We start from the raw sequence: 23,773 nt of genomic DNA, 5'->3' as shown, positions 1-23,773 counted from the left end.
CGCGTCTTCCGAGGCACGGTCAGAGGGGTTTGAAGGCACGGGTGCGCCCGCCCGCCCGCCCCTCACACCGGGGCCACGGGCGTGGCGGGCGAGCCCACCGCGCCGGGCAGGTTCAACGGCGGCGCGGTCAACAGGAACCGGCTGCGGCCTTTGGCGGCCAGCCAGCGGGCAAGCGCGCCCAGGTACCACATCTCACCGATGGGCATGCCCAACTTGAAGATGCAATGATGATGCAGGGGCAGCGCTGCGCAGCAGGCGTTCGGCTTTTGCGTGGGGTAGATCTCCAGCGCATGATTGTCCGACGCCATGGCGGCCACTTTCGAATCGGTGATCCACTGCAGGAGCTTGTCGTCGCTGCCGTCCAGGCCGGCGCAGATCTCGTGCAGGGTGTGGGGGTCTGGCTGGCGGTTCTTTTCCAGCAGCGCATCGCCGAACTCGGTATGGAACAGCACGATGTCGCCCTGCTCGATCTCGATCCGGTCGGCCTCAAGAATGCGCATCAGGTCGTCGTAGCCCACCGCCTTCTGTTCGCGGCCGTAGTGCCGGGCCAGGTCGACCATCACGCCCCGGCTTTGCAGGCACGATTCGGCCAGGTGGGTGATGTCCAGCTTCTTGGCGTTCGACGCGCCGCCGTGACCCAGGTCGGTCTTGGCAAAGCCGTTGTCCACGTCGTAGTCCACGGGACCCACCACGTGCTCATTGGGCCGGTAGCCGTTGTAGTAGACGCGTTCGGGCAGGCCGTCGCCATTGGCGTCGAACAGCGCGCCCACGTGCGCCAGCGAATCCCATTGGGTCGAGTACTGCAGGCTCATCTCGACGATGTCGTCGCTCAGCACGTCGACACAGCCCGGGCGCAGCCGTCCCAGCGGGAAGTTCAGGTACTGGTCGCCATCCCTTTCGGTGGGGCGCAGCTTGGGCGGATGGCGCCGGACATTGACGCCGTTGCCCCCCGGGTAGTCCAGCGGCAACGACAGGCAGAAGCTCAACCCCTCGCGGACTTCCTGGATCCCCTTCATCACGTTGGCGGTAGTGATGTAATTCAGGCAACCTCTTTGGTCATCAGGGCCGAAGTCCCCCCAGTTCGATCCCTCGGGACGGTTCTTCCATCTCATGCGTCGCAACTCCTAGGCGATTAACTGCGAATTGACATAAATTTATCACGTATAGGATAATATCATCATGGATGTGAAAACAGCCGCTCGGGTCCTCGATGTCCTGAACCTCTTTGCCGAGGCGCAGAAGCCGTTGCTGTACAGCGAAATCGCCGCGCAAATGGAGATCCCGCTGTCCAGCTGCCATGGCTTGCTCAAGACCATGGTCGCGCGCGGCTACCTCTATGAAATCGGCAAGAAGCACGGCTATTACCCCACCCAGAAGCTGATCCACGTCGCCACGCTGATCTGTCGCAGCGACCCCCCTGAACGCGGTGATCGAGCCGGTGCTGGCGCGGGTGCGCGACATCACGGGCGAAACCGCGCTGCTGGCCAAGCTGGCCGACGACAAGGTGGTGTACCTGATCGTGGCCGAATCCAAGCAGACCATCCGCTTTTCACATCAGCCTGGCGGCTTCAAGGCGGCGCACGCCACCAGCTCGGGCAAGGCCCTGCTGTCGGTGCTGACCGAAGACGAACGCCAGAAATGGTTCAAGACCTATACGGGATTCACCCGCTATACCGAAACCACGCTCACCAGCCAGGCCGACTTCGAACGCGACCTGCAGGCGGGTATCCAGCGCGGCTGGCAACGGTCCATCGGCGAAAACGTCGAGGACGTGATGTCCATCTCGCTGGGCTTTCGCGCCTATGAGCAACCCTTCGCCATCGTGGTGGCCGGCCCCTTGGGGCGCATGCAGAAAAACGAAGCCGCCACTGGAAAACAACTGGAAGAGGTCAAGGGGTTGCTGCTCGCGGCCCTGCCCTCGGCCAATCTAACCTTTGTAGGAGAAGACAGCAGATGAACAAGCGCACTTTGCTCGCCGCGGTGGGTTCGGCGATCGCCATCGCGGCCCTGCCGCTGGCCAGCGCGCAGGCGCAGGACGCCTATCCCGATAAGCCGATCCGCGTGATCATGCCGTGGGCGGCGGGCGGTCCGACCGACGTCGTGGGCCGCGTGATCGCGGTGCGCATGGGAGAAATCCTGGGCCATCCGCTGGTGATCGAAAGCCGGCCCGGCGCCAGCGGCACCATCGGCGCCGCCCAGGTGGCGCGCGCTCCGGCCGACGGCTACACGGTGCTGATGAACCCGTCCGTGCAGGGCATCTACCCCGCACAATTCAAGAGCCTGACCTTCGATCCCATCAAGGATTTCCGCATGGTCGGCGTGCTGGGCACGGTGCCCATGGTCGCCGTGGTGCCGCCGGATTCCAAGTTCAAGACCTTCGGCGAGCTGATCGCCCAGGCCAAGGCTCAACCCGGCACGCTCAGCTTCGCGTCCCCCGGCGTGGCGACCCTGCCGCACCTGGCTGGCGAACTGATCAACACCACGACCAAGGCGTCGATCTCCCACGTGGGCTACCGCGGCAGCAGCCCTGCCCTGACGGACGTGGCCGGCGGCCATGTCGACCTGATGTACGCGCCGCTGGCCCCCGCCCTGCCCCTGATCCAGAGCGGCAAGGTGCGCCCGCTGGCCGTCACCACCAAGGCCCGCCTGGCCGAGCTGCCCGACGTGCCCACCATCGCCGAAAACGGCTTGCCGGGCTTTGACATCGTCACCTGGTACGGCATGTGGGTGCCCAAGGACACGCCCGAACCCATCATTGCCAAGCTGAACAAGGCCATGGTCGAAGCCTCGCAGTCGCCCAAGGTGATCGAAGCCCTGAAGTCGCAAGGCACCCTGCCCAGCACGATGAGCTACCAGGACGCCGAGGCCTTCAACCTGGCCGAAAGCGCGCGCTGGATCAAGGTCATGAAAGACGCCAACATCCAGCCGGAATAAGCCTCAGGGCGCCCATTGACGCCCTGAAAGCAAAAGCCCTGCGCACCGGAGACGTTCCGGGACGCAGGGCTTTTTTTGGGCCGAGACAAGATGGCCCGGGGGAGAATCAGTTGAAGACGCCGGTAGACAGGTAACGGTCGCCGCGGTCGCAGACGATGAACACGATGGTCGCGTCATTGACGCGCTCGGCCACGCGCAGGGCCGCCACCAGGGCGCCCGCCGACGAAATGCCGCCGAAGATGCCTTCTTCGGAAGCCAGGCGGCGCGCCATGACCTCGGCATCGGCCTGTTCGATGGACTCGTAGGCGTCGACACGGCTGCGATCGAAGATCTTGGGCAGATAGGCCTCGGGCCACTTGCGGATGCCGGGGATGGACGACCCTTCGGCCGGCTGTGCACCCACCACCTGCACCGCGGGGTTGCGCGATTTCAGGTAGGTGGACACCCCCATGATCGTGCCCGTGGTGCCCATGGCGCTGACGAAGTGCGTCACGCGGCCGTCCGTCTGGTTCCAGATTTCAGGGCCGGTGGTTTCGACATGGGCGCGGGGGTTGTCGGGGTTGGCGAACTGGTCCAGCACCACGCCCCGGCCATCGGCCTGCATTTCGGTGGCCAGGTCGCGGGCATATTCCATGCCACCCTTGTCGGCCGGCGTCAGGATCAGCTCGGCGCCATAAGCCGTCATGGCGGCGCGACGTTCCACCGACAGGTTGTCGGGCATGATCAGGATCATGCGATACCCGCGCATGGCAGCCGCCATGGCCAGGGCGATGCCGGTATTGCCGCTGGTCGCTTCGATCAGCGTGTCGCCCGGCTTGATGTCGCCACGCGCTTCGGCGTGCTTGATCATGGACAGCGCCGGGCGGTCCTTGACCGAACCTGCGGGATTGTTGCCTTCCAGCTTGGCCAGGATGACGTTGCCCCGCGCGGCGCCCGCGGCTCCGGGGATGCGCTGCAGACGCACCAACGGCGTATTGCCGACGGTCTGCTCGATGGTGGGATAGGTGGTAGTCATGACGCCGATCATAACCCTCCCCGGCGCGGGCGGCGGCGAAAAGCCTCGCTCGCGCCAGGGGTTCATGACAGGGTCAGGGGCGTGTCCGCGCCGCGGCGGCAGGCTTGGTCGATGGGCCCGAAGCCCCCGCCTTGGTGCTGCCGGGGCTGGGTGCCGCAGCGCCGGGCGTGGCGGGCTTGGCGCCAGGTCGGGGCGGGCTTGCCGCAGGGTCGACTGCCACCGGGGGCTTGGCAGCCGTGGCGCCACCGACGGTCAGGCCGGCCGCCTCCAACGCCTGGGCTTTCTTGGCGCTGATGCCGCGCACGCGTTCGGCCAGGTCCTGCAGCGATTCGAACTTGCCGCCGCGATCGCGTTCGCGCACGATGGTTTCCGCCGTACGCGGACCGATGCCGCGAATACCCTCGAGCTGCTGCGCAGTCGCGCCATTGACGTCGACCGCGCAGGCGGGGGCGCTGGCCAGGCCCGCCGCCAGCAAGGCCGTGCCCAGCGCCCGCCGCCACACGCGGCGCCCCGTGGCCGCCGCCGGCCACGGCCGGCGCCAAGGCGCTGCAGAACGGGTCGCCACGTGGGTCGCCACGGTGGAATTCAAAAAGGGATTCATGAACAGGTCTCCGGATAAGGGCGGCGCAACGGCTGTTGCACCACGACCTGATCATGGCCCGGCCACCCCCGGCGATGCTCGCGCAGTGAATGGTTGCATCCACCCCGGCAACTACGCCGGACGAAAAAAACCACCGCATGGACGGTGGTTTTCTCGGGACGGCAGATCTGCGCCAAGGCCCCGCATCGCACAGGCCCGGCGACAGTCGGCGCGGCAACGTTACTTGCGGGCGCGCCAGTAGCGCACGTACTCCGCCACGCCCGTCTGCACATCGCGCATGGGCGCAGTGAAGCCCGCCGCGCGCAGTTGGCTCACGTCGGCCTGGGTGTAGCTCTGGTAGCGGCCCTTCAGGTCGTCAGGGAACGGGATGTAGCGAATGAGGTCCAGCTCGACCAACTGGGCCAGCGTCAGTTGCGCTTCGCCACGCTCGGCGCGCAAGGTGTTCACCACCGCCGCGGCGACATCGTTGAACGGCTGCGCGCGGCCGGTGCCGCAGTTGAAGATGCCGGACGTTTCGGGGTGATCCAGGAAATGCAGGTTCACGGCCACCACGTCTTCCACCGAGATGAAGTCGCGGCTCTGGCCGCCGTCGACATACCCGTCCCAACCCGCGAACAGGCGCACATGGCCATGTTCCAGGAACTGGTTCATGTTGTGGAACGCCACCGACGCCATGCGGCCCTTGTGCTGCTCGTGTGGCCCGTAGACGTTGAAATAACGCAGCCCCACGACCTGCGCCGTCAGGCTGTCCATGCGGGTGCGCAGCACCTGGTCGAACAGCAGCTTGGAATAGCCGTAGACGTTCAGCGGCCCTTCGTTGGCCGGGTCTTCGACGTAGACGGACGAACCGCCGTAGACGGCGGCCGACGAGGCATACAGGAACGGAATGCGGCGCGCCTGGCAGAATTCGAACAACTCCAGCGTGACGCGGTAGTTGTTGTCGAGCATGTAGCGGCCGTTGCGCTCGGTGGTGTCCGAGCAGGCGCCCTGGTGCAGCACCGCGCGGATTTTCGGCAAGCTGCCGTCCGCGACGCGGCGACGGAAGTCGTCCTTGTCCATGTAGTCGGCGATCTTGCAGTCGACCAGGTTGACGAACTTGTCGCCTTCGGTCAGGTCGTCGACCGCGATGATGTCCTGGATGCCGCGGCGGTTCAGGCCCCGCACCAGATTGCTGCCAATGAAGCCCGCGGCTCCGGTTACGACGATCATGAGAGTTCTCCTGCCAATTCGGCGGCGGTGACGACGGACGTGCCCAGCTTGCCCACGGCGATGCCGCCGGCCCGGTTGGCCCAGCCCATGGCATCCACCCACGGCAACCCGATGGCGCGCGAGACCGCCAGCGTGGCCAGCACGGTATCGCCCGCGCCGGACACGTCGAAGACCTCGTGCGCCTGCGCGTCGATGTGTTCGCGGCCCGTGTCGGTAAACAAAGTCATGCCTTGCTCGGAACGGGTCACGAGCAGGGCTTCCAGGTCCAGATCGGCGCGCAGGCGCTGCGCCCGATCGGTCAGTTCGGATTCGGTGTTCCAGCGGCCCACGGCCTGCTGCATTTCAGAGCGGTTGGGCGTCACCAGCGTCGCGCCGCGATAGCGCGAGTAGTCGTCGCCCTTGGGATCGACCAGCACCGGAATGCCGGCACTGCGGGCCAGGGCGATCAGCGACTCGACCCGTGCCAATACGCCCTTGGCGTAGTCGGACAGCACGACGACGTCGTGGTTGGCCAGATGGCGAGCCAGGGCGGCGTCGATGCTGTCCAGCGCTTCCTGCGCCGGATGCTGTTCGAAGTCGACCCGCAGCAGTTGCTGCTGACGGCCCAACACACGCATCTTCAGCGTCGTGTGCAGGCTGCGATCGGTGATCAGGTCAGCCTGGATGCCGGCTTCGGAAGACAGGCGGCGCACGCTGTCGCCGGCCTCGTCTTCGCCCAGCACCCCGACCAGGGTGACATGGCCGCCCAAGGCCGCCACGTTGCGGGCCACGTTGGCCGCGCCGCCCAGACGGTCTTCACGGCGCGCCACGCGCACCACGGGTACCGGCGCCTCGGGGGAAATGCGTTCGACTTCACCGAACCAGTAACGGTCCAGCATGACATCGCCCACCACGAGCACGCGGCTATGCGAAATGGATTCGGCGGGAAAGGGCTTCATTCAAGTTCTTCCAGACGACGCGGCGCGTAGGTCTCCCAGGCATTGCAGCCCGGGCATTGCCAGTAGAAGCGGCGCGCTTGAAAACCGCAGCTCCGGCACGCGTAGCGGTCCAGACGTTGCGTATGCTTGTGGATCAGGCTGCGCAGCAGCGTGAGGTCGGCACCGGGAACCGGGCCTTGTTCGGTGGCGCCTTCGCCATTGGCGAGTTCGGCTTCGAGCAGGCGGTCCAGCCCCAGCAGCGAAGGATGGCTGCGCAAGGCACTGCGCGCGAACGCCCAGGCAGGCGCAGACCCTTGCTGCACGCGCAATTCGCGAAACACGACATTGAACAGGTCCAGTGACGCATGGCGTGCGTACTGGCGCTGCAGCAGGTCCAGACCGGCCGCGGCCTGGTCCGCCGCACGGTAGTTGGCCAGCAGCTGTTCGGCCACCAGCCCGGCGTACTCGGGCGCGTCGGTCATGACCGATTCCAGGTACAGGCGTTCGCGCTTGGGATCTTGCTCGAGCAAGGCCAGGCGCGCGCGCAACATGGCGGTGCGCACCATGGAGCCCTTGCTCGACATGCCCGCATCGGCCGTAGACAGCGCGTGGTCGGCAGCATCAAGCGCCGTATGCGCGGCATCGACATTGGGCGGCTTGGCCGCCAGCGCGGTGGCCGCCTGCTCGCAGTAGTAATGCACGATCTGCGGCACCGGTTCGTCGACCAGGCCGTGCAGCGTCTTGACCGCCTCGATGGCGCGCGGCCAATCGTGCTCGGACTCATAGATGCGGATCAGCGAACGCAGCGCCGGCAAGGCGTAGCGGGTGTCCTTGAGCTGCTCGAACCCGCTCTCGGCGCGGTCCAGCATGCCCGCCTTGAGGAAATCCTGCGCCAGTTCGTGCTGCGCGTGCTCGCGCTCGGCCGCAGGCAGGTCGGATCGGTTCAGCAGGCTTTGGTGCACGCGGATGGCGCGTTCCATTTCGCCGCGACGGCGGAACAGGCTACCCAGCGCGAAGTGCAGTTCAGTGGTTTCGGGGTCGAGCTTGGCGACCTCGACGAACGCGTCGATGGCGCGGTCGGGCTGCTCATTGAGCAGGAAGTTCAGGCCCCGAAAATAGGAATCGGGCAGGCTGCGGGTTTCCCGGAGCATCTGCCGGATGTCGAAGCGCGCGGCCAACCAGCCAAGCGCGAACAACACCGGCACGAATATCAACCACCAAGGTTCAAAATCCACTATGCGGGCTCTTGCTGTAATTCAGTACGGGAATAAGGGCGTGCGGGGTCTGCAGCGCCATCACAGCGGCGACATCGGCGCGACGGCTTCCGGCGGCACGACGGGCGTGGTGCCATTGACGGCAGCCTGCACACGGTCGAGTTCGCGGCGCAGGCGAATGGCCTCGCGGCGACGGCGCATGGCGGCGGGCACGGTCAAGAGCAGGCCGAACAGAGCGCCCACCACGAAAACCACCAACATGACGACGATCAGCGGTACGTCCTGGACGACGTAATCGGCGTAGAACTTCACGGCGACGGGATCGGTGTTCTTGAGTGCGAACATCAATACCGCCACGAACACGAGCAATCGCAGGGCCCAGACAAGGTAGCGCATGACGCATGCTCCTAAGTATTCAAGAGGGTCAATTGTAAGCGACCTCCACCCCTCCAGGGAGGCCCCAAAAAACAAAGCCCCTTGATTGCTCAAGGGGCGTTGCTCGCGGTCCGATCTGCCCGAAGGCAGCCTTGCTGGCCGTGTCGTCAATGCATGGCGTGAAGACCTGCCATGGACGGCATCGGTTCACTCGATCCAGAGGATTGAGCGTCCTCGTCATTGCCGCCGACCAAGTCCACCCGCTCGCGCAATTCCTTGCCGGCCTTGAAGTGCGGCACCTGTTTGCCAGGCACCAGCACTTGTTCGCCGGACTTCGGATTGCGACCGATGCGGGGAGACCGCTGCGACAACGAGAAGCTGCCAAAACCGCGGATCTCGATGCGCTGACCCGAGGCCAGGGCCTGGGTCATTGCGTCGAGCACGGTCTTGACCGCGTAATCGGTGTCGCGGGCGGCCAGCTGAGGATAGCGGGCCGCCAAGGCGGCGATCAGCTCCGACTTGGTCACGAATTAACCGTCGTTGCGCTGTTGGTCCAGCTTGGCCTTCAGCAGCGCGCCGAGGTTGGTGGTGCCGGACGAGGCGCTGGCATCGGACATGCGCTGGATCGTTTCGGCGGTTTCGGCGTTGTCGCGGGCCTTGATCGACAGTTGGATCGAACGCGTCTTGCGGTCGATGTTGACGATCATGGCTTCGATGTTCTCGCCGGCGGTCAGGACGGTGGTGGCATCTTCGACGCGGCCCGAGGAGATCTCGGAAGCGCGCAGGTAGCCTTCGACGTCCACGGACAGCGTCACGACGGCGCCCTTGGCTTCGACCGACTTGATGGTGCCCGGAACCACGGCGCCCTTGTCGAACGTGGCAACGAAGTTGTTGAAGGGGTCGCCTTCCAGCTGCTTGATGCCCAGCGAGATGCGTTCCTTGTCGGTATCGATGCCCAGAACCACGGCTTCGATCTCGTCGCCCTTCTTGAAGTTGCGCACGGCTTCTTCGCCGGTTTCCGTCCACGACAGGTCGGACAGGTGAACCAGGCCATCGATGCCGCCGGGCAGGCCGACGAACACGCCGAAGTCGGTGATCGACTTGATGGCGCCGCGGACCTTGTCACCACGCTTGAAGTTGGTGGCGAACTCTTCCCACGGGTTCTGGCGGCACTGCTTCATGCCCAGCGAGATACGACGACGGTCTTCGTCGATTTCCAGGACCATGACTTCGACTTCTTCGCCCAGGGTCACGACCTTGCGCGGATCGACGTTCTTGTTGGTCCAGTCCATTTCGGAGACGTGCACCAAGCCTTCGATGCCGGCTTCGACTTCAACGAACGCGCCGTAGTCGGTGAGGTTCGTGACCTTGCCGAACAGACGGGTGCCTTGCGGGTAGCGACGAGCCAGACCCACCCACGGATCTTCGCCCAGTTGCTTGACGCCCAGCGAGACGCGGCTCTTTTCCTGGTCGAACTTGAGGACCTTGGCTTCGACTTCCTGACCCACTTGCAGGACTTCGGAGGGGTGACGCACACGGCGCCAGGCCATGTCGGTGATGTGCAGCAGGCCGTCGATGCCGCCCAGGTCCACGAACGCGCCGTAGTCGGTGATGTTCTTGACCACACCCTTGACCACCGCACCTTCGTGCAGGGTTTCGAGCAGCTTCTGACGCTCTTCGCCCATGCTGGCTTCCAGCACCTGGCGACGCGACAGCACGACGTTGTTGCGCTTGCGGTCGAGCTTGATGACCTTGAATTCGAGGGTCTTGCCTTCGTACGGGGTGGTGTCCTTGACCGGACGCAGATCCACCAGCGAACCCGGCAGGAACGCGCGGATGCCGTTGGTCATGACGGTCAGGCCGCCCTTCACCTTGCCGGTGATGGTGCCGGTAACCAGTTCGCCGTTTTCCAGGGCCTTTTCCAGTTGCAGCCAGGCCGACAGGCGCTTGGCGCGGTCACGCGACAGGATCGTGTCGCCGTAGCCGTTTTCCAGGGAATCGATGGCCACCGAGACGAAATCGCCGGGTTGCACTTCGAGCTCGCCCTGGTCATTCAGGAACTCTTCCAGGGGGATCAGCGCTTCGGACTTCAGGCCGGCGTTGACGACGACGAAATTGTGGTCGACGCGCACGACTTCGGCGCTGATGACCTCGCCGGACTTCATGTCCTGGCTCTTGAGGCTTTGTGCGAAAAGGTCGGCGAAGCTTTCGCCGCCGGCGGCGGTAGTGGAAACGGAAGACATGGGGTTGAAATCCATTGGGCCGAAATGGCCGTTAAGAACACACCGCAGCGGATTGCCCGCCACAGTGGAGTCAAAATACCTGCCTGCCGGTTTGCCCTTGCGGGGTGTCCCGTGGGGGTGTCGCCTGGCTAGCGCAGGGCCTATAAGAAAAAAGTGGTACTACGGACTGAGCTCTACGACTGCGCTGCGGACTGCCAGAAATCCAGGATGGCCTGCACGGTTTCTGCAATCGTCAAATCAGACGAATCCAGTACCTTTGCATCTGCCGCGGGGGCCAAAGGCGCCGTGGCACGCTGGGTGTCGCGGGCGTCCCGCTCGCGCATATCTCGTAGGAGGTCATCTAGATTAGCAGAAATTCCCTTTTCGATCAACTGCTTACGCCGCCTCTCGGCCCGAGCGACCACATCGGCCACCAGGAACACTTTCAGGGACGCATCCGGGAACACCACCGTGCCCATGTCGCGCCCGTCGGCCACCAGGCCGGGAGGCAGGCGGAAGGCCCGCTGGCGCTCGAGCAGGGCCTGCCGCACCCCCGGAAACGCAGCCACGCGCGACGCGAAATTGCCGACCGCTTCGCGCCGGATCTCGTGGCCGACGTCGGCGCCTTCGAGGTAGACGTGAGGACCATCGAATCGCACATCCAGCGTTTCGGCCACCCGCGCCACGGCGGGCTCGTCGGCAGCGTCCACGCCCTGGTTGATGGCGGCCAGGGCGGTCAGCCGGTACAGCGCGCCGCTATCGAGCACCGCCCAGCCGAGCGCCTTGGCCACGCGATGGGCGACGGTGCCCTTGCCCGACGCGGTAGGGCCGTCGATGGTGATGACGGGAGCGGTGCAAGTCACGCTTGAATCTGTGGAAGTCATGGGAAAGGAAGGGGCCGCGGCCCGTGAGCGCTACGCCGACACCAGGCCGGCATAGACATCAAAGTAACCCGGGAACGTCTTGCTGACACAGCCCGGGTCAAGGATGCGCACCGCCGCCGGGCCGAACGCGGCCAGCGAAAAGCACATCGCCATGCGGTGGTCGTCCCAGGTGCCGATGTGCGCGTCGCGCCAGGCGCCTTCGGCGGGCGGAGTGACGCGCAGCCAATCCGGCCCCGATTCTACCTGCGCACCCAGCTTTTCCAGCTCGGTCTGCATGGCGTGGATGCGGTCGGTTTCCTTGACGCGCCAGCTGCCGATGTTGCGCAGGCGGCACGGACCGTCGGCATACAGGGCCAGCGCAGCGGCCGTCATGGCGGCATCGGGAATCAGGTTGAAGTCGGTATCGAAGGCCTTCAGCCGACCGCCTTCGGCCACGTGCACGCCCGTCACCTCGATCCAGTCGTCGCCGTAGGTGACGTTGGCGCCCATGGCGGCCAGCGTATCGGCGAACTTCACGTCGCCCTGGATGCTGTCGGCGCCCACGCCGGTCACCCGCAGCGGGCCGCCGCCGATGGCGCCCAAGGCCAGGAAATACGAGGCCGTGGACGCATCGCCCTCGACTGCGATGCGGCCGGGGCTGCGGTAGCGGGCGCCGCCTTCGATGGTGAAGCGGCTCCAGCCATCGCGCCGCACGGTCACGCCAAAGCGTGCCATCAGGTTCAGGGTGATCTCGATGTAGGGCTTGGAGATCAGCTCGCCGACGACCTCGATGACGACGGGCTGGCCGCTCTGCCCCGCCTGCAGCGGCGCGGCCAGCAGCAAGGCGGTCAGGAACTGGCTCGACACCGATCCCTGCACCCGGGTGATGGCCGGCGCGGCGATCTGGCCACGGCCGATGTGCAGGGGCGGATAGCCCGGCTGGCCCAGGTAATCGATGCGCGCGCCCAGGGCGGTCAACGCGTCGACCAGGTCGCCGATGGGGCGTTCGTGCATGCGCGGCACGCCCGACAGGCGGTAGTCGCCGCCCATCAGGGCCAGCGCCGCCGTCAGCGGCCGGATGGCGGTACCGGCATTGCCCATGAAGAGGTCGGCGGCATCCGCCGGAAAGCGGCGTACGCCCTGCACGGTGACCTGACCATTTTCAAGGTCGGACACCGCCACGCCCAATTGGCGCAGCGCGGCCAGCATCACGCGCGTGTCATCGGAATCGAGCAGCCCGGTGATCGTGGTGGCGCCGTCGGCAATGGCCGCCAGCAGCAGCACGCGGTTGGAAATGCTCTTGGAGCCCGGCAAGACCATCACGCCCTGCGCGCGCCGCACGCGCGGCAGATCCAGGAAAGGCAAAGCGCCCATGTCAGCTACTCCTTGCGCCAATGGCGACGCGCCCGCGCCGCCGTGTCCAGCAGCGCCAGCAAGGCCGCGCCATCACCGCCGTCGATCGCGCGCTCGGCACGATCCAGCACGGCGCGCACGGCCGCGATTTCGGTCAGCATGGCGCCGCGGTTGGACAGAAAAATATCGCGCCACATCTCGGGCGAACCGGCGGCGATGCGGGTGAAATCGCGAAAGCCGCTGCCGGCCAGCGCCAGGCGGGTCGCGGCGTCATCGGCGGTGGCGACCTGCTCCATGTAGACGGCCGACAGCAAATGGGGCAAATGACTGACCGAAGCCAGCACGCGATCGTGCGCCTCGGCGTCCATGTCGATCACATTGGCGCCGCAGGCTTGCCAGGCGTCGCGCACGAGCGCGATGGATGCCGCGCTGTTTTCGAGCTGCGGGGTCAGGATGACGCAACGGCCGCGGTACAGCGACGGGTCGGCCGCTTCCGGGCCCGTGCGTTCGGCGCCCGCGATCGGGTGGCCCGGCACGAATTGGCCGATGCGCCCACCCAACGCCGCGCGGGCGGCATCAACGACCTCGGCCTTGGTGCTGCCGCCATCGGTCAGCACCACGTGGTCGGCCAGGTGCGGCAGCATGCGCGCGAGCACGTCCCGCAGGCCGCCCACGGGCGTGGCCAGGAAAACCAGGTCGGCGCGGGCAGCGGCGTCTTCGGCGCTGACGGCCTCGTCTATCAGGCCCAGTTCGACCGCGCGCGCCAGGGACTGCGCATTGCGCCCTACCCCCAGCACCCGACCCACCTGCCCGGCCTGGCGCAAGGCCGCGGCAAAGGAACCGCCGATCAGGCCCACGCCCACCACCGCCAGCACAGGAATCAGGGGGCCAGCGGCCCCCTGATCTGGCATAGAGGAAGCGCCGTTCATTCGGACAGGATGGCGGTCAGCGCGTCGATGAAGCGGGCGTTCTCTTGCGGCAGGCCGATAGACACGCGCAGCCACTCGGGCAGGCCGTCGCCGGCCACCGGACGCACGATGACGCCGCGCTTGAGCAGCGCCAGGTTGATGCGCGGGGCGTCGCCGACGTGCACCAGGACGAAGTTGCCGTAGCTGGGCACGTAGCACAGCTTGAGCTGGTCGAACGCCGCGCAAAGCTGCGCCTTGCCCGCCTTGTTCGAGGCGTAGGCCTGTTCCAGATACTCGGCATCGCCCAGCGCGGCCACGGCGGCGGCCTGCGCCAGGGTGTTGACGTTGAACGGCTGGCGCACGCGGTTGAGCAAGTCGGTCAGGGCCGGCTGCGCCACCGCGAAGCCCACCCGCAAGCCCGCCAGGCCGTAAGCCTTGGAGAACGTGCGCGAGACGATCAGGTTGGGATAGCGGCGCACCAGCGCGGTGCTGTCGAAACGGTGTTCCGGATCGAGGTACTCGTTGTAGGCCTCGTCCAGCACCACCGTGACGCGATCGCCATGCGCGGCATGCACGCGTTCCAGGAAATCAGCCACCTTGTCGCCCGGCACGAAGGTGCCGGTGGGATTGTTCGGATTGGCGATGAACAGCAGGCGCGTGTCGTCGGCGATGGCCTCGAACATGGCGTCCAGGTCATGGCCGTAGTCTTGCGCCGGCACCACGATGTGGCGCGCACCACGGGCCTGCGTGGCCAGACGGTAGACCGCGAACGAATGCTGCGCGTACACCGCCGAGGCGCCCGGTTCCAGCAGCGCCAGCGCCGCGATTTCCAGGATGTCGTTGGAGCCGTTGCCCAGCGTGATCCAGTTCATCGGTACGTCGTAGCGCGCGGCCAGCGCGGCCTTCAGGTCAAAGCCATTGGGGTCCGGATAGCGCGCCAGCGATTCGGCGGCGGCCAGCATGGCGGCGCGCGCCGACTGGGGCATGCCCAGCGGGTTTTCGTTGGACGCCAGCTTGACGATGCCGGCCGGATCCAGCCCGAACTCGCGGGCCAGTTCTTCGATGGGCTTGCCCGCCTGATAGGGCGCGATGGCGCTGACGTGGGCGGGAGCGGCGAGAGGCTTGGGGGTGTTGGTCATGGAAGACTCACGGCGCCGGGTAGGAACCCAGCACTTTCAGGTAGGCAACCTGCGCCCGCAGGGTATCAAGGGCGAGCGCGACGTTCGGATCATTGCGATGTCCCAGGACATCGACGTAGAAATAGTATTCCCACTCGCCGGTGCGGGCCGGGCGCGACTCGAAGCGCGTCATGGAAACGCCATTGGCCGCCAGCGGCGCCAGCATTTCATAGACCGCACCCGCACGGTTGGGAACAGCCAGGATCAGGCTGGTCTTGTCCTTGCCGCTGACCAGGGGCTCGATGTTGCCGATGGCCAGGAACCGCGTGCGATTGTGGGGGTCGTCCTGGATGCCTGCGCTGACGACCTGCAGATTCCAGGCCGGCGCCGCGACTTCACCGGCGATGGCGGCGATGGTCGGGTCGGACGCCGCCAGGCGGGCGGCTTCGGAATTGCTGGCCGCGGCCACGCGTTCCAGGTCGGGGTAGTTGCGCGTCAGCCAGCCCTGGCACTGCGCCAGGGCCTGCGGGTGCGCGGAAATCGTCTTGATGCCGTCCATGTTGCCCGACTGCGACATCAGGCAGTGACGGATCACCAGCGACCGTTCGCCCAGGATGCGCAGCGGCGTATTGAGCAGCAGGTCCAGGCTGCGGTTGACCGCGCCTTCGGTGGAATTCTCGACCGGCACCATGCCCACGTCGGCCTGCCCGGCCTCGACGGCACGGAAGACTTCGTCGAACGACACGCACGGCAGTTTCTGCACGGCATGGCCGAAGTGCTCAAGCGCGGCCTGCTCGGAGAACGAGCCCTGCGGCCCCAGGTAGGCGACCGTCATGCCGCGCTCGAGGCCGCGGCAGGCCGAAATGATTTCCGTCCAGACGGACGCCACGCCTGCGGCCGGAAACGGACCGGGGTTCAATTGCTGCAGGCGCCGGATGACTTCGGCTTCGCGCTCGGGGCGCAGCACCGGGCCGTCGGCATGCGCCGCATGCTTGGCTTCGCCCACTTCCTGCGCGGCGCGGGCGCGCTGCGACAGCAGGTCCAGGATCTGGGCGTCGAGCGCGTCGATGCGGTCGCGCAAGGGGCGCAGCTTGCGCTGCAGATCGTCATCCATAGCGACGCTCGAATTCCTTCAGGTACTCGACCAGCGCGGCCACGCCGGCCAGCGGCACCGCGTTGTAGATCGACGCCCGCATGCCGCCGACGCTCTTGTGGCCCTTGAGCTGGGTCAGGCCGGCCGCGTCGGCGCCTTGCAGGAAAGCGTCGTTGAGGGACTCGTCGCGCAGCACGAACGGCACGTTCATGCGCGAACGCACGGGAGCGTGGATGGGATTGCGGTAGAAATTGGTGCTGTCCAGGTAGCCGTACAGCAGGTCGGCCTTGGCCCGGTTGGCGGCTTCCATGCCGGCAACGCCGCCATTGGCCTTGACCCACTTGAACACCAGGCCGGCGATGTAGATGGCGAAGGTGGGCGGCGTGTTGTAGCGCGAGTGGTCGGCGGCCACGTTGGCGTAGTCGAACGCCGACGGACAGATCGGCAGCGCATGGCCGATCAGGTCGCGGCGGGCGATGACCATGGTCACGCCGGCGGGGCCCGCGTTCTTCTGGGCACCTGCGTACATCATGCCGCAGCGGCTGACGTCCATGGGGCGCGACAGGAAATGCGACGAGGCATCGACGACCAACGGCACGTCGGGTGCGCCCAGGACAGCCGTGTCCGGCCAATCCATGAACTCGACGCCGCCGATGGTTTCGTTGCTGCAAAGGTGCAGGTAGGCCGATTCAGGACGCACCTTCCAGGTGTCGGTCGGCGGCACCCACGTGAACGGCGCCTGTTCGCGTCCGTCCAGCTGGGTGGCCTGGGCGCTGGTGGCGGCGACGTGGGTGTCGCCATAGCGCCCGGCTTCCTTGAAGGAACGCGATGACCAGTGCCCCGTCACGACGAAGTCCGCCGCCGGCGCGCCGCGCCGGCCCATGAGGTTCATGGGGACGATGGCGTTTTCGCCGGAACCGCCGCCCTGCATGAACATCACGGCATAGTCGGGCGACAGGCCGAGCAGCTCGCGCAGGTCGTTCTCGGCTTCATCGCAGATCTGCACGAAGTGCTTGCCGCGATGGCTCATTTCCATCACGGACATGCCGCTGCCGTGCCAGTCCAGCATTTCCGCAGCGGCTTGCTGCAGTACCACCTCGGGCAAGGCCGAGGGGCCAGCCGAGAAGTTCCAGGGGCGGGCCATTATTGCTCCGTAGGTTCCGTCGTATCCGATGCGCCGGCGTCGTCGCCGTTATCGCCACCCGCGTCCTGACCGTCTTCCAGCTCGTCGCCGTCGTCGTCCGCATCGCTTTCGACGACACGGCGCACGCCGGACAGCGTGCTGCCGTCGTCGACGTTGATCAGGGTGACGCCCTGCGTGGCACGGCCCATTTCGCGGATTTCCGCGACACGGGTACGCACCAGCACGCCGCCGGTGGTGATCAGCATGATTTCATCCGAAGGCATGACCAGCACGGCGCCGACGACCTTGCCGTTGCGCGAGCTGGTCTGGATGGCAATCATGCCCTTGGTGCCACGGCCGTGGCGCGTGTATTCGCCGATCGGGGTGCGCTTGCCATAGCCATTTTCGGTGGCGGTCAGCACGGTCTGGGTTTCATCGCCGGCGACCAGCAGCGCAATCACGGTCTGCGTGTCTTCGAGCATCATGCCGCGCACGCCGCGGGCATTGCGGCCCATCGGGCGCACGTCGTTCTCGTCGAAGCGCACGGCCTTGCCGGCGTCCGAGAACAGCATGACGTCGTGCTTGCCGTCGGTGAGGTCGGCGCCGATCAGGTAGTCGCCGTCGTCGAGGTCGACCGCGATGATGCCGGCCTTGCGCGGGTTGGAGAAGTCGGACAGCGGGGTCTTCTTGACCGTGCCGCGCGAGGTCGCCATGAAGACGTAATGATCTTCGCTGAATTCCTTGACCGGCAGCACCACCGTGATCTTCTCGCCGTCAGCCAGCGGGAACATGTTGACGATGGGCTTGCCACGCGAGTTGCGCGTGCCTTGCGGCACTTCCCAGACCTTGAGCCAGTACACGCGGCCGCGGTTCGAGAAGCACAGCAGGAAGTCGTGCGTATTGGCGATGAACAGCTGGTCGATCCAGTCGTTTTCCTTCATCGCGGTGGCCTGCTTGCCACGGCCGCCGCGCTTTTGCGAACGGTATTCGGACAGCGGCTGGCTCTTGATGTAGCCGCCATGCGACAGCGTCACGACCATGTCGGTGGGCGTGATCAGGTCTTCGGTGTCCAGCTCGGTCGCGTTCAGCTCGATGTCCGAGCGGCGCGAGTCCTTGGCGCCGGTGGAGAATTCGGCCTTGATGGCCTGCAGCTCTTCGCCGATGATCGTCGTGATGCGCTCGGGGCGGGCCAGGATGTCCAGCAGGTCGGCGATGGTGGACATGACGTCCTTGTATTCACCGACGATCTTGTCCTGCTCCAGGCCGGTCAGGCGCTGCAGGCGCATGTTCAGGATTTCCTGCGCCTGCGTGTCGCTCAGGCGATACATGCCGTCGCCTTGCAGGCCGAACTCCACGCCCAGGTCATCGGGGCGGAAGGCCGCGCGGCCGCCCGGCGTATCGCCGTCGGCGCGCGAGAGCATTTCGCGTACCAGCGACGAATCCCACGACTTGGCCATCAGTTCCTGGCGCGCGACGGGAGGCGTCGGCGCCGCCTTGATGATGGCGATGAAATCGTCGATGTTCGCCAGCGCCACCGCCAGGCCTTCCAGCACGTGGCCGCGTTCGCGGGCCTTGCGCAGCTGGAACACCGTGCGGCGCGTGACCACTTCGCGGCGGTGCTGCAGGAAGTAGTCGATCATTTGCTTCAGGTTGAGCAGGCGGGGCTGGCCGTCGACCAGCGCCACCAGGTTCATCCCGAAGGTGTCCTGCAACTGCGTGTTCTTGTAGAGGTTGTTCAGGACAACCTCGGGCACCTCGCCGCGCTTGAGCTCGATGACCAGGCGCATGCCGTCCTTGTCCGATTCGTCACGGATGTCGGAAATGCCTTCGATCTTCTTGTCGTTGACCAGCTCGGCGATGCGCTCCTGCAGCGTCTTCTTGTTGACCTGGTAGGGAATCGCGTCGACCACGATGGCCTGGCGGTTGCCCTTTTCCATGTCTTCGAAGTGGGTCTTGGCGCGCATGATGACGCGGCCACGGCCCGTGCGGTAGCCTTCGCGCACCCCGGACATGCCGTAGATGACGCCGCCCGTGGGGAAATCGGGTGCCGGGATGATCTCCATGAGTTCATCGACCGTGCAAGCCGGATTGCGCAGGCAGTACAGGCAGCCGTCGACCACTTCCTGGAGGTTGTGCGGCGGAATGTTGGTGGCCATGCCCACGGCGATGCCCGAGCTGCCGTTGACCAGCAGGTTCGGCAGGCGCGAGGGCAACAGCAGCGGCTCTTGCTCGCTGCCATCGTAGTTGGGACCGAAATCCACCGTTTCCTGGTCGATGTCGGCCAACAGCTCGTGGGCGATCTTGGCCAGGCGGATTTCGGTGTAACGCATCGCCGCGGCGTTGTCGCCGTCGATGGAACCGAAGTTGCCCTGGCCGTCGACCAGCATGTAGCGCATGGAGAAATCCTGCGCCATGCGGACAATGGTGTCATAGACGGACTGGTCGCCGTGGGGGTGGTACTTACCGATGACGTCCCCGACGATACGCGCCGACTTCTTGTAGGCGCGGTTCCAGTCGTTGTTCAGCTCGTGCATCGCGTAGAGCACGCGCCGGTGGACAGGCTTGAGCCCGTCCCGCACATCCGGTAGCGCCCGCCCGACGATCACGCTCATCGCGTAATCGAGGTAACTGCGGCGCATCTCTTCTTCCAGCGAAACCGGAAGCGTCTCCTTGGCAAAGGAATCCATATATATAACGACAGAATCGTGTAAGGAGGAACCCGGGCCGGGTAAACAGGAAATTCTATCATTCGATTCGGATCGTGGACCCAAGGGCGTCGCCCGCGGTCCCGCGCGGCTGCCGGACCCAATGCTGGCGACGGGCGGCACCGACGCGTCTGCCAACGCCCCGACGCCCTGTTGTCAAAAACCAACAGGCCAAACGGATGGAGCGCCGAAAACGCCATATCCAGCGTCAATGCGCCTGTCCAGGGAAGCCAAAGCCCCCCAAATGCCTTAAGATTGTTTCCAGCACGCAGGAAACCCAGTAGCTATTCCTTTGAACCAGCTCTTGGCGTTGCTATACTGGCCCCGTTTTCCTGATATGCGGCGGGGGTTCGCTGCGAGTCACTTATCCAGCTTCAAGCTCAACGAGGAGAAACATGAACAAACCCTCCAAATTCGCTCTGGCGCTCGCCTTCGCTGCCGTCACGGCCTCGGGTGTAGCCTCGGCCCAGTCCTATCCGCAGACGGTGGACAACTGGCGCAATCCGTTCGGTAACGTTTGGAAAAACGGTACGAACGAACTGTGCTGGCGCGATGCGTTCTGGACCCCGGCCACCGGTATCCCCGGCTGCGACGGCGTTCCGGTTGCACAAGCGAAGGCGAAGCCGGCCCCGATGGCGGCCAAGGTCGTCTTCAATGCCGACACGTTCTTCGACTTCGACAAGTCGACGCTGAAGCCCGAAGGCCGTCAGCTGCTGGACCAAGTCGCCCAGCAAGCCCGTGGCATCGACCTCGAAACCATCATTGCTGTGGGCCACACCGACTCGATCGGTACGGACGCCTACAACCAGAAGCTGTCCGAGCGCCGCGCCGCTTCGGTCAAGGCTTACCTGGTCAGCAAGGGCATCGATCCCAACCGTATCTATACGGAAGGCAAGGGTAAGAAGAACCCGATCGCTTCCAACAAGACGAAGGAAGGCCGCGCCCAGAACCGTCGCGTTGAAATCGAAATCGTGGGTAGCCGCAAGTAATTGCCGGACTAGCTACAATAAGGGGCCTCGCATAGCGAGGCCCTTTTTTTCGCCCGGCTTGCACCAAAATCGTGCAAACACCCCGGCACTCGCGACGCCCCCCCCTGCGTCACGCCCCCCTCTATATATAGAGAGCCGCCTTATGCTGGACCGCCCATGACCACCCAGACCCCCGACACCGCCCAAGCCACCATCAACGCCGACCAGGCCGAACTGGACAAGTTCGGCGCCCTGGCCAGCCGCTGGTGGGATCCCGAAAGCGAGTTCAAGCCCCTGCACGCGATCAACCCGCTGCGCCTGGAATGGATCCAGGAATCGGTGGGCAGCCTGGGCGGCAAGAAGGTACTGGACGTCGGCTGCGGCGGTGGCATCCTGTCGGAGGCCATGGCCCGCGCGGGCGCAGACGTCACCGGCATCGATCTGGCCGACAAGTCGCTGAAGGTCGCGCGCCTGCATGGCCTGGAGTCGGGCGTGAAGGTCGACTATCGCAAAGTGCCGGTCGAGCAGCTGGCCGCGGAACAAGCCGGCCAGTTCGACGTGGTGACCTGCATGGAAATGCTGGAACACGTGCCGGATCCCGCCTCCATCGTGCGCGCCTGCTCGGCGCTGACCAAGCCGGGCGGCTGGGTGTTCTTTTCGACGCTCAACCGCAATGCCAAGGCTTTCCTGTTCGCGATCGTGGGCGCCGAGTACGTGCTGCGCCTGCTGCCGCGCGGCACCCACACCTATGACATGTTCATCAAGCCCAGCGAGCTGGCCGCGGCCGCCCGGGGCGCGGGCCTGGAACCGGTCGGCATGCGCGGCATGGAATACAACCCGATCACCCAGATCTACTCGCTGACGTCCGACACCTCGGTCAACTACCTGATGGCTACCCGCAAATGAGCGCCCTGATCCTGTTTGACTTCGACGGCACGCTGGCCGATACCGCCCCCGACCTGGCCGCCGCGGCCAACCAGCAGCGCACGCGCCGCGGGCTGGATCCCCTGCCCTACGAAACCCTGCGGCCGGTGGCCTCCCAGGGTGCGCGCGGCCTGCTCCGCGTGGCGCTCGGCCTGAAAGCCGGGGACCCCGATTACGAGCCGACCCGCCTGCAGTTCCTGGAAGACTACGCCGCCAGCTCCACCGTCCACAGCAAGCTGTTCCCGGGAATCCAGGCGCTGCTGGACGACATCCGCCAGCGCGGCCTGTCCTGGGGCATCGTGACCAACAAGGTCACCTACCTGACGCTGCCGATCGTTGAATTCCTCGACCTGACCCGAGACAGCGCCGTACTCGTCTGCGGCGATACCACCGCCCACGCCAAGCCCCACCCGCTGCCGCTGCAGCACGCGGCGCGCGAAGCCGGCTTTTCGGTGGATCGCTGCGTCTACGTGGGCGACGATCTGCGCGACATCCAGGCCGCCCATGCGGCCGGCATGCCGGCCGTCGCCGCCGCCTATGGTTATGTCGGAGAAGACGACAACCTGCACGCCTGGGAAGCCGATGGCTGCGCCAATACCCCGGACGAACTGTGGCAGGCCATCTTGCCGCTGCTGCCGCGCGACCTGCGCTGAGCGCGCCTGCCGCCCAGGACATGGCTGTCGTTCGGTCAAATTAGTTGAGCTGACCGAACAATTTATCCGGCCGAGATCGCTTTATCCGGGGCGGCAGTTGAATTAAAGTACCTCCATAGAGAGCAATACGGGTGCTTCCCGATTGCCTTTCCCGGCAAGCGCCGGCGCCGCACGGCACTGCCCGCGCAGCGATTTCACCGCATCGACGGCACGCAGCCCTCGTGCATCCGCGCACCGACCTGTTACCGGTGCGCAGTCCTGACCTTTTTTATACGCCCATCCGCACTATCCGCGCGTTGCCGACGGCATCGCGCGCACCAGGAATTGCCTATGCTTTTGCCCATCCTGCTACTTTCGGCCGCCGGCTTCACCATCCTGACCACGGAATTCCTGATCGTCGGCCTCTTGCCCAGCCTGGCTCGCGACCTGGGGGTCACCGTGTCCCAGGCCGGCCTGCTGGTATCGCTGTTCGCCTTCACCGTCGCGGCCACCGGCCCGCTGCTGACCGCGCTGATGGCCAACATCGAGCGCAAACGCCTGTTCATCGGCGTCCTGATCCTGTTCGGCCTGTCCAACGCCCTGGCGGCAGTGGCCCCCAATATCTGGGTCATGGCGATCGCCCGCTTCGTGCCGGCGTTGGCCCTGCCGGTGTTCTGGTCGCTGGCCAGCGCCACGGCCGTGGAACTGGTGGGGCCGGCCCGCGCCGGACGCGCCATTTCGATGGTGGCGTTCGGCATCGTCGCCGCCACGGTGTTCGGCATTCCCATCGGCGTGCTGATTTCCGACGCCTTCGGCTGGCGCGCCGCGTTCTGGGTACTGTCGGTCGTGGCGTTTGCCAAGGCGCTGCTGCTCTTGCTGGCCTTTCCCAGCACTCGCATCCGCGCGGAAAGCGTCAAGCTGGTCACCCAGTTGCGCATCCTGCGCAATCCGATCGTGGTGGGCCACGTGGTGCTGTCGCTCCTGGTCTTTACCGGCATGTTCACCGCGTACACCTACTTGGCTGACATGCTGGAGCGCCTGGCAGGCTTCAATGGCCAGATCGTAGGCTGGACCATGATGGCGTTCGGTGCGGTGGGCCTGATTGGCAATACGCTGGGCGGCCGCCTCGTCGACCGCAGCCCGCTCGGCGCGACCGCGCTGTTTTCGGCGCTGATGGCCGCAGGCCTGGTCTTTGTCGGTCCGGTGATGCAATCGCATGGCCTGCTGGCCGTGGCGCTGACGATCTGGGGCATTGCCCAGGCGGCGTTGTTCATCGTCTGCCATGTGCGCCTGATGAAGTCGGCCCCCGAGGCGCCCGCCTTTGCCGCATCGCTCAATATCTCGGGCGCCAACATCGGCATCGGCCTGGGTGCCGTGGTGGGCGGCCGCGTGATCGATCAGTATGGCCTGGCCTCGCTGGGCTGGGCGGCCGCCGCCATCGTGGCGCTGTCGGTGGCCCTGGCTTTCCTGCTGATGGCGGCCTCGCGTCCGCGTGCGGCCGACAAGGCGGCTTGCGCCAACGCGGCTTGAGGCGGCTTGCGGCACAGGCGTGCGTCCCCCCCGGACGGGCGGGGCGCACAAAGGCAGCAGGCTATTGCG

The 23,773-nt window shown here is 65.8% G+C and carries 22 protein-coding genes and 1 pseudogene; 7 read left to right on the top strand and 16 right to left on the bottom strand.

What is annotated here, in order from left to right:
- Window positions 1-62 precede the first annotated feature (62 nt).
- Window positions 63-1,112 (bottom strand): cyclase family protein, encoded by a 1,050-nt coding sequence (locus AC6LJ2_RS19250; protein ID WP_498151956.1) that lies wholly within the window; start codon window positions 1,110-1,112, stop codon window positions 63-65.
- 67 nt (window positions 1,113-1,179) lie between these two features.
- On the opposite strand from AC6LJ2_RS19250, the pseudogene AC6LJ2_RS19245 reads away from it, so the two are divergent.
- The 3 genes and pseudogenes from AC6LJ2_RS19245 to AC6LJ2_RS19235 form a co-directional block, all read left to right on the top strand.
- Window positions 1,180-1,278, top strand: a pseudogene (locus AC6LJ2_RS19245) (IclR family transcriptional regulator); the annotation flags it as partial.
- A 148-nt stretch (window positions 1,279-1,426) separates the two neighbouring features.
- Window positions 1,427-1,957, top strand: coding sequence for an IclR family transcriptional regulator (locus AC6LJ2_RS19240; RefSeq protein ID WP_498151955.1), 531 nt, complete (start codon window positions 1,427-1,429; stop codon window positions 1,955-1,957).
- Window positions 1,954-2,934 carry a Bug family tripartite tricarboxylate transporter substrate binding protein gene (locus tag AC6LJ2_RS19235; protein WP_498151954.1) on the top strand — a complete coding sequence of 327 codons (981 nt, stop codon included), beginning with the start codon at window positions 1,954-1,956 and terminating at the stop codon, window positions 2,932-2,934. The genes AC6LJ2_RS19240 and AC6LJ2_RS19235 overlap by 4 nt, the downstream gene beginning before the upstream one ends.
- A gap of 106 nt (window positions 2,935-3,040) precedes the next feature.
- Here AC6LJ2_RS19235 and cysM read toward each other — a convergent pair whose 3' ends face one another.
- The 15 genes from cysM to gyrA all read right to left on the bottom strand — a co-directional run bounded on the left by cysM (window position 3,041) and on the right by gyrA (window position 19,632).
- Window positions 3,041-3,949: a cysteine synthase CysM gene (gene cysM / locus AC6LJ2_RS19230; protein ID WP_263910692.1), complete on the bottom strand. Its 909-nt coding sequence runs from the start codon at window positions 3,947-3,949 to the stop codon at window positions 3,041-3,043.
- A gap of 73 nt (window positions 3,950-4,022) precedes the next feature.
- Window positions 4,023-4,550 carry a ComEA family DNA-binding protein gene (locus AC6LJ2_RS19225; RefSeq protein WP_498151953.1) on the bottom strand — a complete coding sequence of 176 codons (528 nt, stop codon included), beginning with the start codon at window positions 4,548-4,550 and terminating at the stop codon, window positions 4,023-4,025.
- 219 nt (window positions 4,551-4,769) lie between these two features.
- Window positions 4,770-5,759 (bottom strand): ADP-glyceromanno-heptose 6-epimerase, encoded by a 990-nt coding sequence (gene rfaD, locus AC6LJ2_RS19220; protein WP_263910689.1) that lies wholly within the window; start codon window positions 5,757-5,759, stop codon window positions 4,770-4,772.
- Window positions 5,756-6,697 (bottom strand): D-glycero-beta-D-manno-heptose-7-phosphate kinase, encoded by a 942-nt coding sequence (gene rfaE1, locus AC6LJ2_RS19215; RefSeq protein WP_263910688.1) that lies wholly within the window; start codon window positions 6,695-6,697, stop codon window positions 5,756-5,758. The genes rfaD and rfaE1 overlap by 4 nt, the downstream gene beginning before the upstream one ends.
- Window positions 6,694-7,911: a lipopolysaccharide assembly protein LapB gene (gene lapB, locus AC6LJ2_RS19210; protein ID WP_263910685.1), complete on the bottom strand. Its 1,218-nt coding sequence runs from the start codon at window positions 7,909-7,911 to the stop codon at window positions 6,694-6,696. Before lapB ends, rfaE1 begins: the two co-directional genes overlap by 4 nt.
- Before the next feature lie 60 nt (window positions 7,912-7,971).
- On the bottom strand, window positions 7,972-8,286 hold the full coding sequence (locus tag AC6LJ2_RS19205) for a lipopolysaccharide assembly protein LapA domain-containing protein (RefSeq protein ID WP_025140167.1): 315 nt from the start codon (window positions 8,284-8,286) through the stop codon (window positions 7,972-7,974).
- Between the two features lie 146 nt (window positions 8,287-8,432).
- Window positions 8,433-8,792 carry an integration host factor subunit beta gene (locus tag AC6LJ2_RS19200; RefSeq protein ID WP_006388263.1) on the bottom strand — a complete coding sequence of 120 codons (360 nt, stop codon included), beginning with the start codon at window positions 8,790-8,792 and terminating at the stop codon, window positions 8,433-8,435.
- Window positions 8,793-8,795: 3 nt separating this feature from the next.
- Entirely contained in the window at window positions 8,796-10,508 is a 1,713-nt protein-coding gene (gene rpsA / locus AC6LJ2_RS19195; RefSeq protein ID WP_263910684.1) for a 30S ribosomal protein S1, read from the bottom strand.
- A 173-nt stretch (window positions 10,509-10,681) separates the two neighbouring features.
- Entirely contained in the window at window positions 10,682-11,350 is a 669-nt protein-coding gene (cmk, locus tag AC6LJ2_RS19190; protein WP_445658466.1) for a (d)CMP kinase, read from the bottom strand.
- A gap of 51 nt (window positions 11,351-11,401) precedes the next feature.
- On the bottom strand, window positions 11,402-12,724 hold the full coding sequence (aroA, locus tag AC6LJ2_RS19185) for a 3-phosphoshikimate 1-carboxyvinyltransferase (RefSeq protein ID WP_498151952.1): 1,323 nt from the start codon (window positions 12,722-12,724) through the stop codon (window positions 11,402-11,404).
- Window positions 12,725-12,729: 5 nt separating this feature from the next.
- Window positions 12,730-13,614 carry a prephenate dehydrogenase gene (locus AC6LJ2_RS19180; protein ID WP_263910680.1) on the bottom strand — a complete coding sequence of 295 codons (885 nt, stop codon included), beginning with the start codon at window positions 13,612-13,614 and terminating at the stop codon, window positions 12,730-12,732.
- 14 nt (window positions 13,615-13,628) lie between these two features.
- Window positions 13,629-14,750, bottom strand: coding sequence for a histidinol-phosphate transaminase (hisC, locus tag AC6LJ2_RS19175; RefSeq protein ID WP_498151951.1), 1,122 nt, complete (start codon window positions 14,748-14,750; stop codon window positions 13,629-13,631).
- 7 nt (window positions 14,751-14,757) lie between these two features.
- Window positions 14,758-15,843, bottom strand: coding sequence for a prephenate dehydratase (gene pheA / locus AC6LJ2_RS19170; RefSeq protein ID WP_263910678.1), 1,086 nt, complete (start codon window positions 15,841-15,843; stop codon window positions 14,758-14,760).
- A complete protein-coding gene (gene serC, locus AC6LJ2_RS19165) occupies window positions 15,836-16,966 on the bottom strand; it encodes a 3-phosphoserine/phosphohydroxythreonine transaminase (RefSeq protein WP_498151950.1) in 1,131 nt (376 codons plus the stop codon). The genes pheA and serC overlap by 8 nt, the downstream gene beginning before the upstream one ends.
- Window positions 16,966-19,632 (bottom strand): DNA gyrase subunit A, encoded by a 2,667-nt coding sequence (gene gyrA, locus AC6LJ2_RS19160; RefSeq protein ID WP_263910676.1) that lies wholly within the window; start codon window positions 19,630-19,632, stop codon window positions 16,966-16,968. Before gyrA ends, serC begins: the two co-directional genes overlap by 1 nt.
- Before the next feature lie 413 nt (window positions 19,633-20,045).
- On the opposite strand from gyrA, the gene ompA reads away from it, so the two are divergent.
- From ompA to AC6LJ2_RS19140, 4 genes are all read left to right on the top strand, one after another.
- The gene (gene ompA, locus AC6LJ2_RS19155) at window positions 20,046-20,639 is read left to right on the top strand and encodes an outer membrane protein OmpA (protein WP_183003882.1); all 594 of its coding nucleotides are present in this window, start codon (window positions 20,046-20,048) and stop codon (window positions 20,637-20,639) included.
- Window positions 20,640-20,795: 156 nt separating this feature from the next.
- Window positions 20,796-21,524 carry a bifunctional 2-polyprenyl-6-hydroxyphenol methylase/3-demethylubiquinol 3-O-methyltransferase UbiG gene (ubiG, locus tag AC6LJ2_RS19150; RefSeq protein ID WP_263910675.1) on the top strand — a complete coding sequence of 243 codons (729 nt, stop codon included), beginning with the start codon at window positions 20,796-20,798 and terminating at the stop codon, window positions 21,522-21,524.
- The gene (locus AC6LJ2_RS19145; RefSeq protein ID WP_263910674.1) at window positions 21,521-22,195 is read left to right on the top strand and encodes an HAD-IA family hydrolase; all 675 of its coding nucleotides are present in this window, start codon (window positions 21,521-21,523) and stop codon (window positions 22,193-22,195) included. The genes ubiG and AC6LJ2_RS19145 overlap by 4 nt, the downstream gene beginning before the upstream one ends.
- Window positions 22,196-22,525: 330 nt before the next feature.
- Complete coding sequence (locus AC6LJ2_RS19140) at window positions 22,526-23,704, top strand: MFS transporter (RefSeq protein ID WP_498151949.1); 1,179 nt, start codon at window positions 22,526-22,528, stop codon at window positions 23,702-23,704.
- Window positions 23,705-23,773 lie beyond the last annotated feature (69 nt).

It is taken from the genome of Achromobacter sp. 1014246743 (assembly GCF_059760725.1).
Note: the sequence above shows the minus strand (reverse complement) of the source record. Positions and strands in the feature narration are given on the sequence as shown.

Bases quoted from the DNA above. Each gene is read 5' to 3' on its own strand.
- AC6LJ2_RS19250 (WP_498151956.1), bottom strand. From the start codon at position 1,112: ATGAGATGGAAGAACCGTCCCGAGGGATCGAACTGGGGGGACTTCGGC.
- AC6LJ2_RS19235 (WP_498151954.1), top strand. From the start codon at position 1,954: ATGAACAAGCGCACTTTGCTCGCCGCGGTGGGTTCGGCGATCGCCATC.
- cysM (WP_263910692.1), bottom strand. From the start codon at position 3,949: ATGACTACCACCTATCCCACCATCGAGCAGACCGTCGGCAATACGCCG.
- AC6LJ2_RS19225 (WP_498151953.1), bottom strand. From the start codon at position 4,550: ATGAATCCCTTTTTGAATTCCACCGTGGCGACCCACGTGGCGACCCGT.
- rfaD (WP_263910689.1), bottom strand. From the start codon at position 5,759: ATGATCGTCGTAACCGGAGCCGCGGGCTTCATTGGCAGCAATCTGGTG.
- rfaE1 (WP_263910688.1), bottom strand. From the start codon at position 6,697: ATGAAGCCCTTTCCCGCCGAATCCATTTCGCATAGCCGCGTGCTCGTG.
- AC6LJ2_RS19205 (WP_025140167.1), bottom strand. From the start codon at position 8,286: ATGCGCTACCTTGTCTGGGCCCTGCGATTGCTCGTGTTCGTGGCGGTA.
- rpsA (WP_263910684.1), bottom strand. From the start codon at position 10,508: ATGTCTTCCGTTTCCACTACCGCCGCCGGCGGCGAAAGCTTCGCCGAC.
- aroA (WP_498151952.1), bottom strand. From the start codon at position 12,724: ATGGGCGCTTTGCCTTTCCTGGATCTGCCGCGCGTGCGGCGCGCGCAG.
- AC6LJ2_RS19180 (WP_263910680.1), bottom strand. From the start codon at position 13,614: ATGCCAGATCAGGGGGCCGCTGGCCCCCTGATTCCTGTGCTGGCGGTG.
- hisC (WP_498151951.1), bottom strand. From the start codon at position 14,750: ATGACCAACACCCCCAAGCCTCTCGCCGCTCCCGCCCACGTCAGCGCC.
- pheA (WP_263910678.1), bottom strand. From the start codon at position 15,843: ATGGATGACGATCTGCAGCGCAAGCTGCGCCCCTTGCGCGACCGCATC.
- serC (WP_498151950.1), bottom strand. From the start codon at position 16,966: ATGGCCCGCCCCTGGAACTTCTCGGCTGGCCCCTCGGCCTTGCCCGAG.
- gyrA (WP_263910676.1), bottom strand. From the start codon at position 19,632: ATGGATTCCTTTGCCAAGGAGACGCTTCCGGTTTCGCTGGAAGAAGAG.
- ompA (WP_183003882.1), top strand. From the start codon at position 20,046: ATGAACAAACCCTCCAAATTCGCTCTGGCGCTCGCCTTCGCTGCCGTC.
- ubiG (WP_263910675.1), top strand. From the start codon at position 20,796: ATGACCACCCAGACCCCCGACACCGCCCAAGCCACCATCAACGCCGAC.
- AC6LJ2_RS19145 (WP_263910674.1), top strand. From the start codon at position 21,521: ATGAGCGCCCTGATCCTGTTTGACTTCGACGGCACGCTGGCCGATACC.
- AC6LJ2_RS19140 (WP_498151949.1), top strand. From the start codon at position 22,526: ATGCTTTTGCCCATCCTGCTACTTTCGGCCGCCGGCTTCACCATCCTG.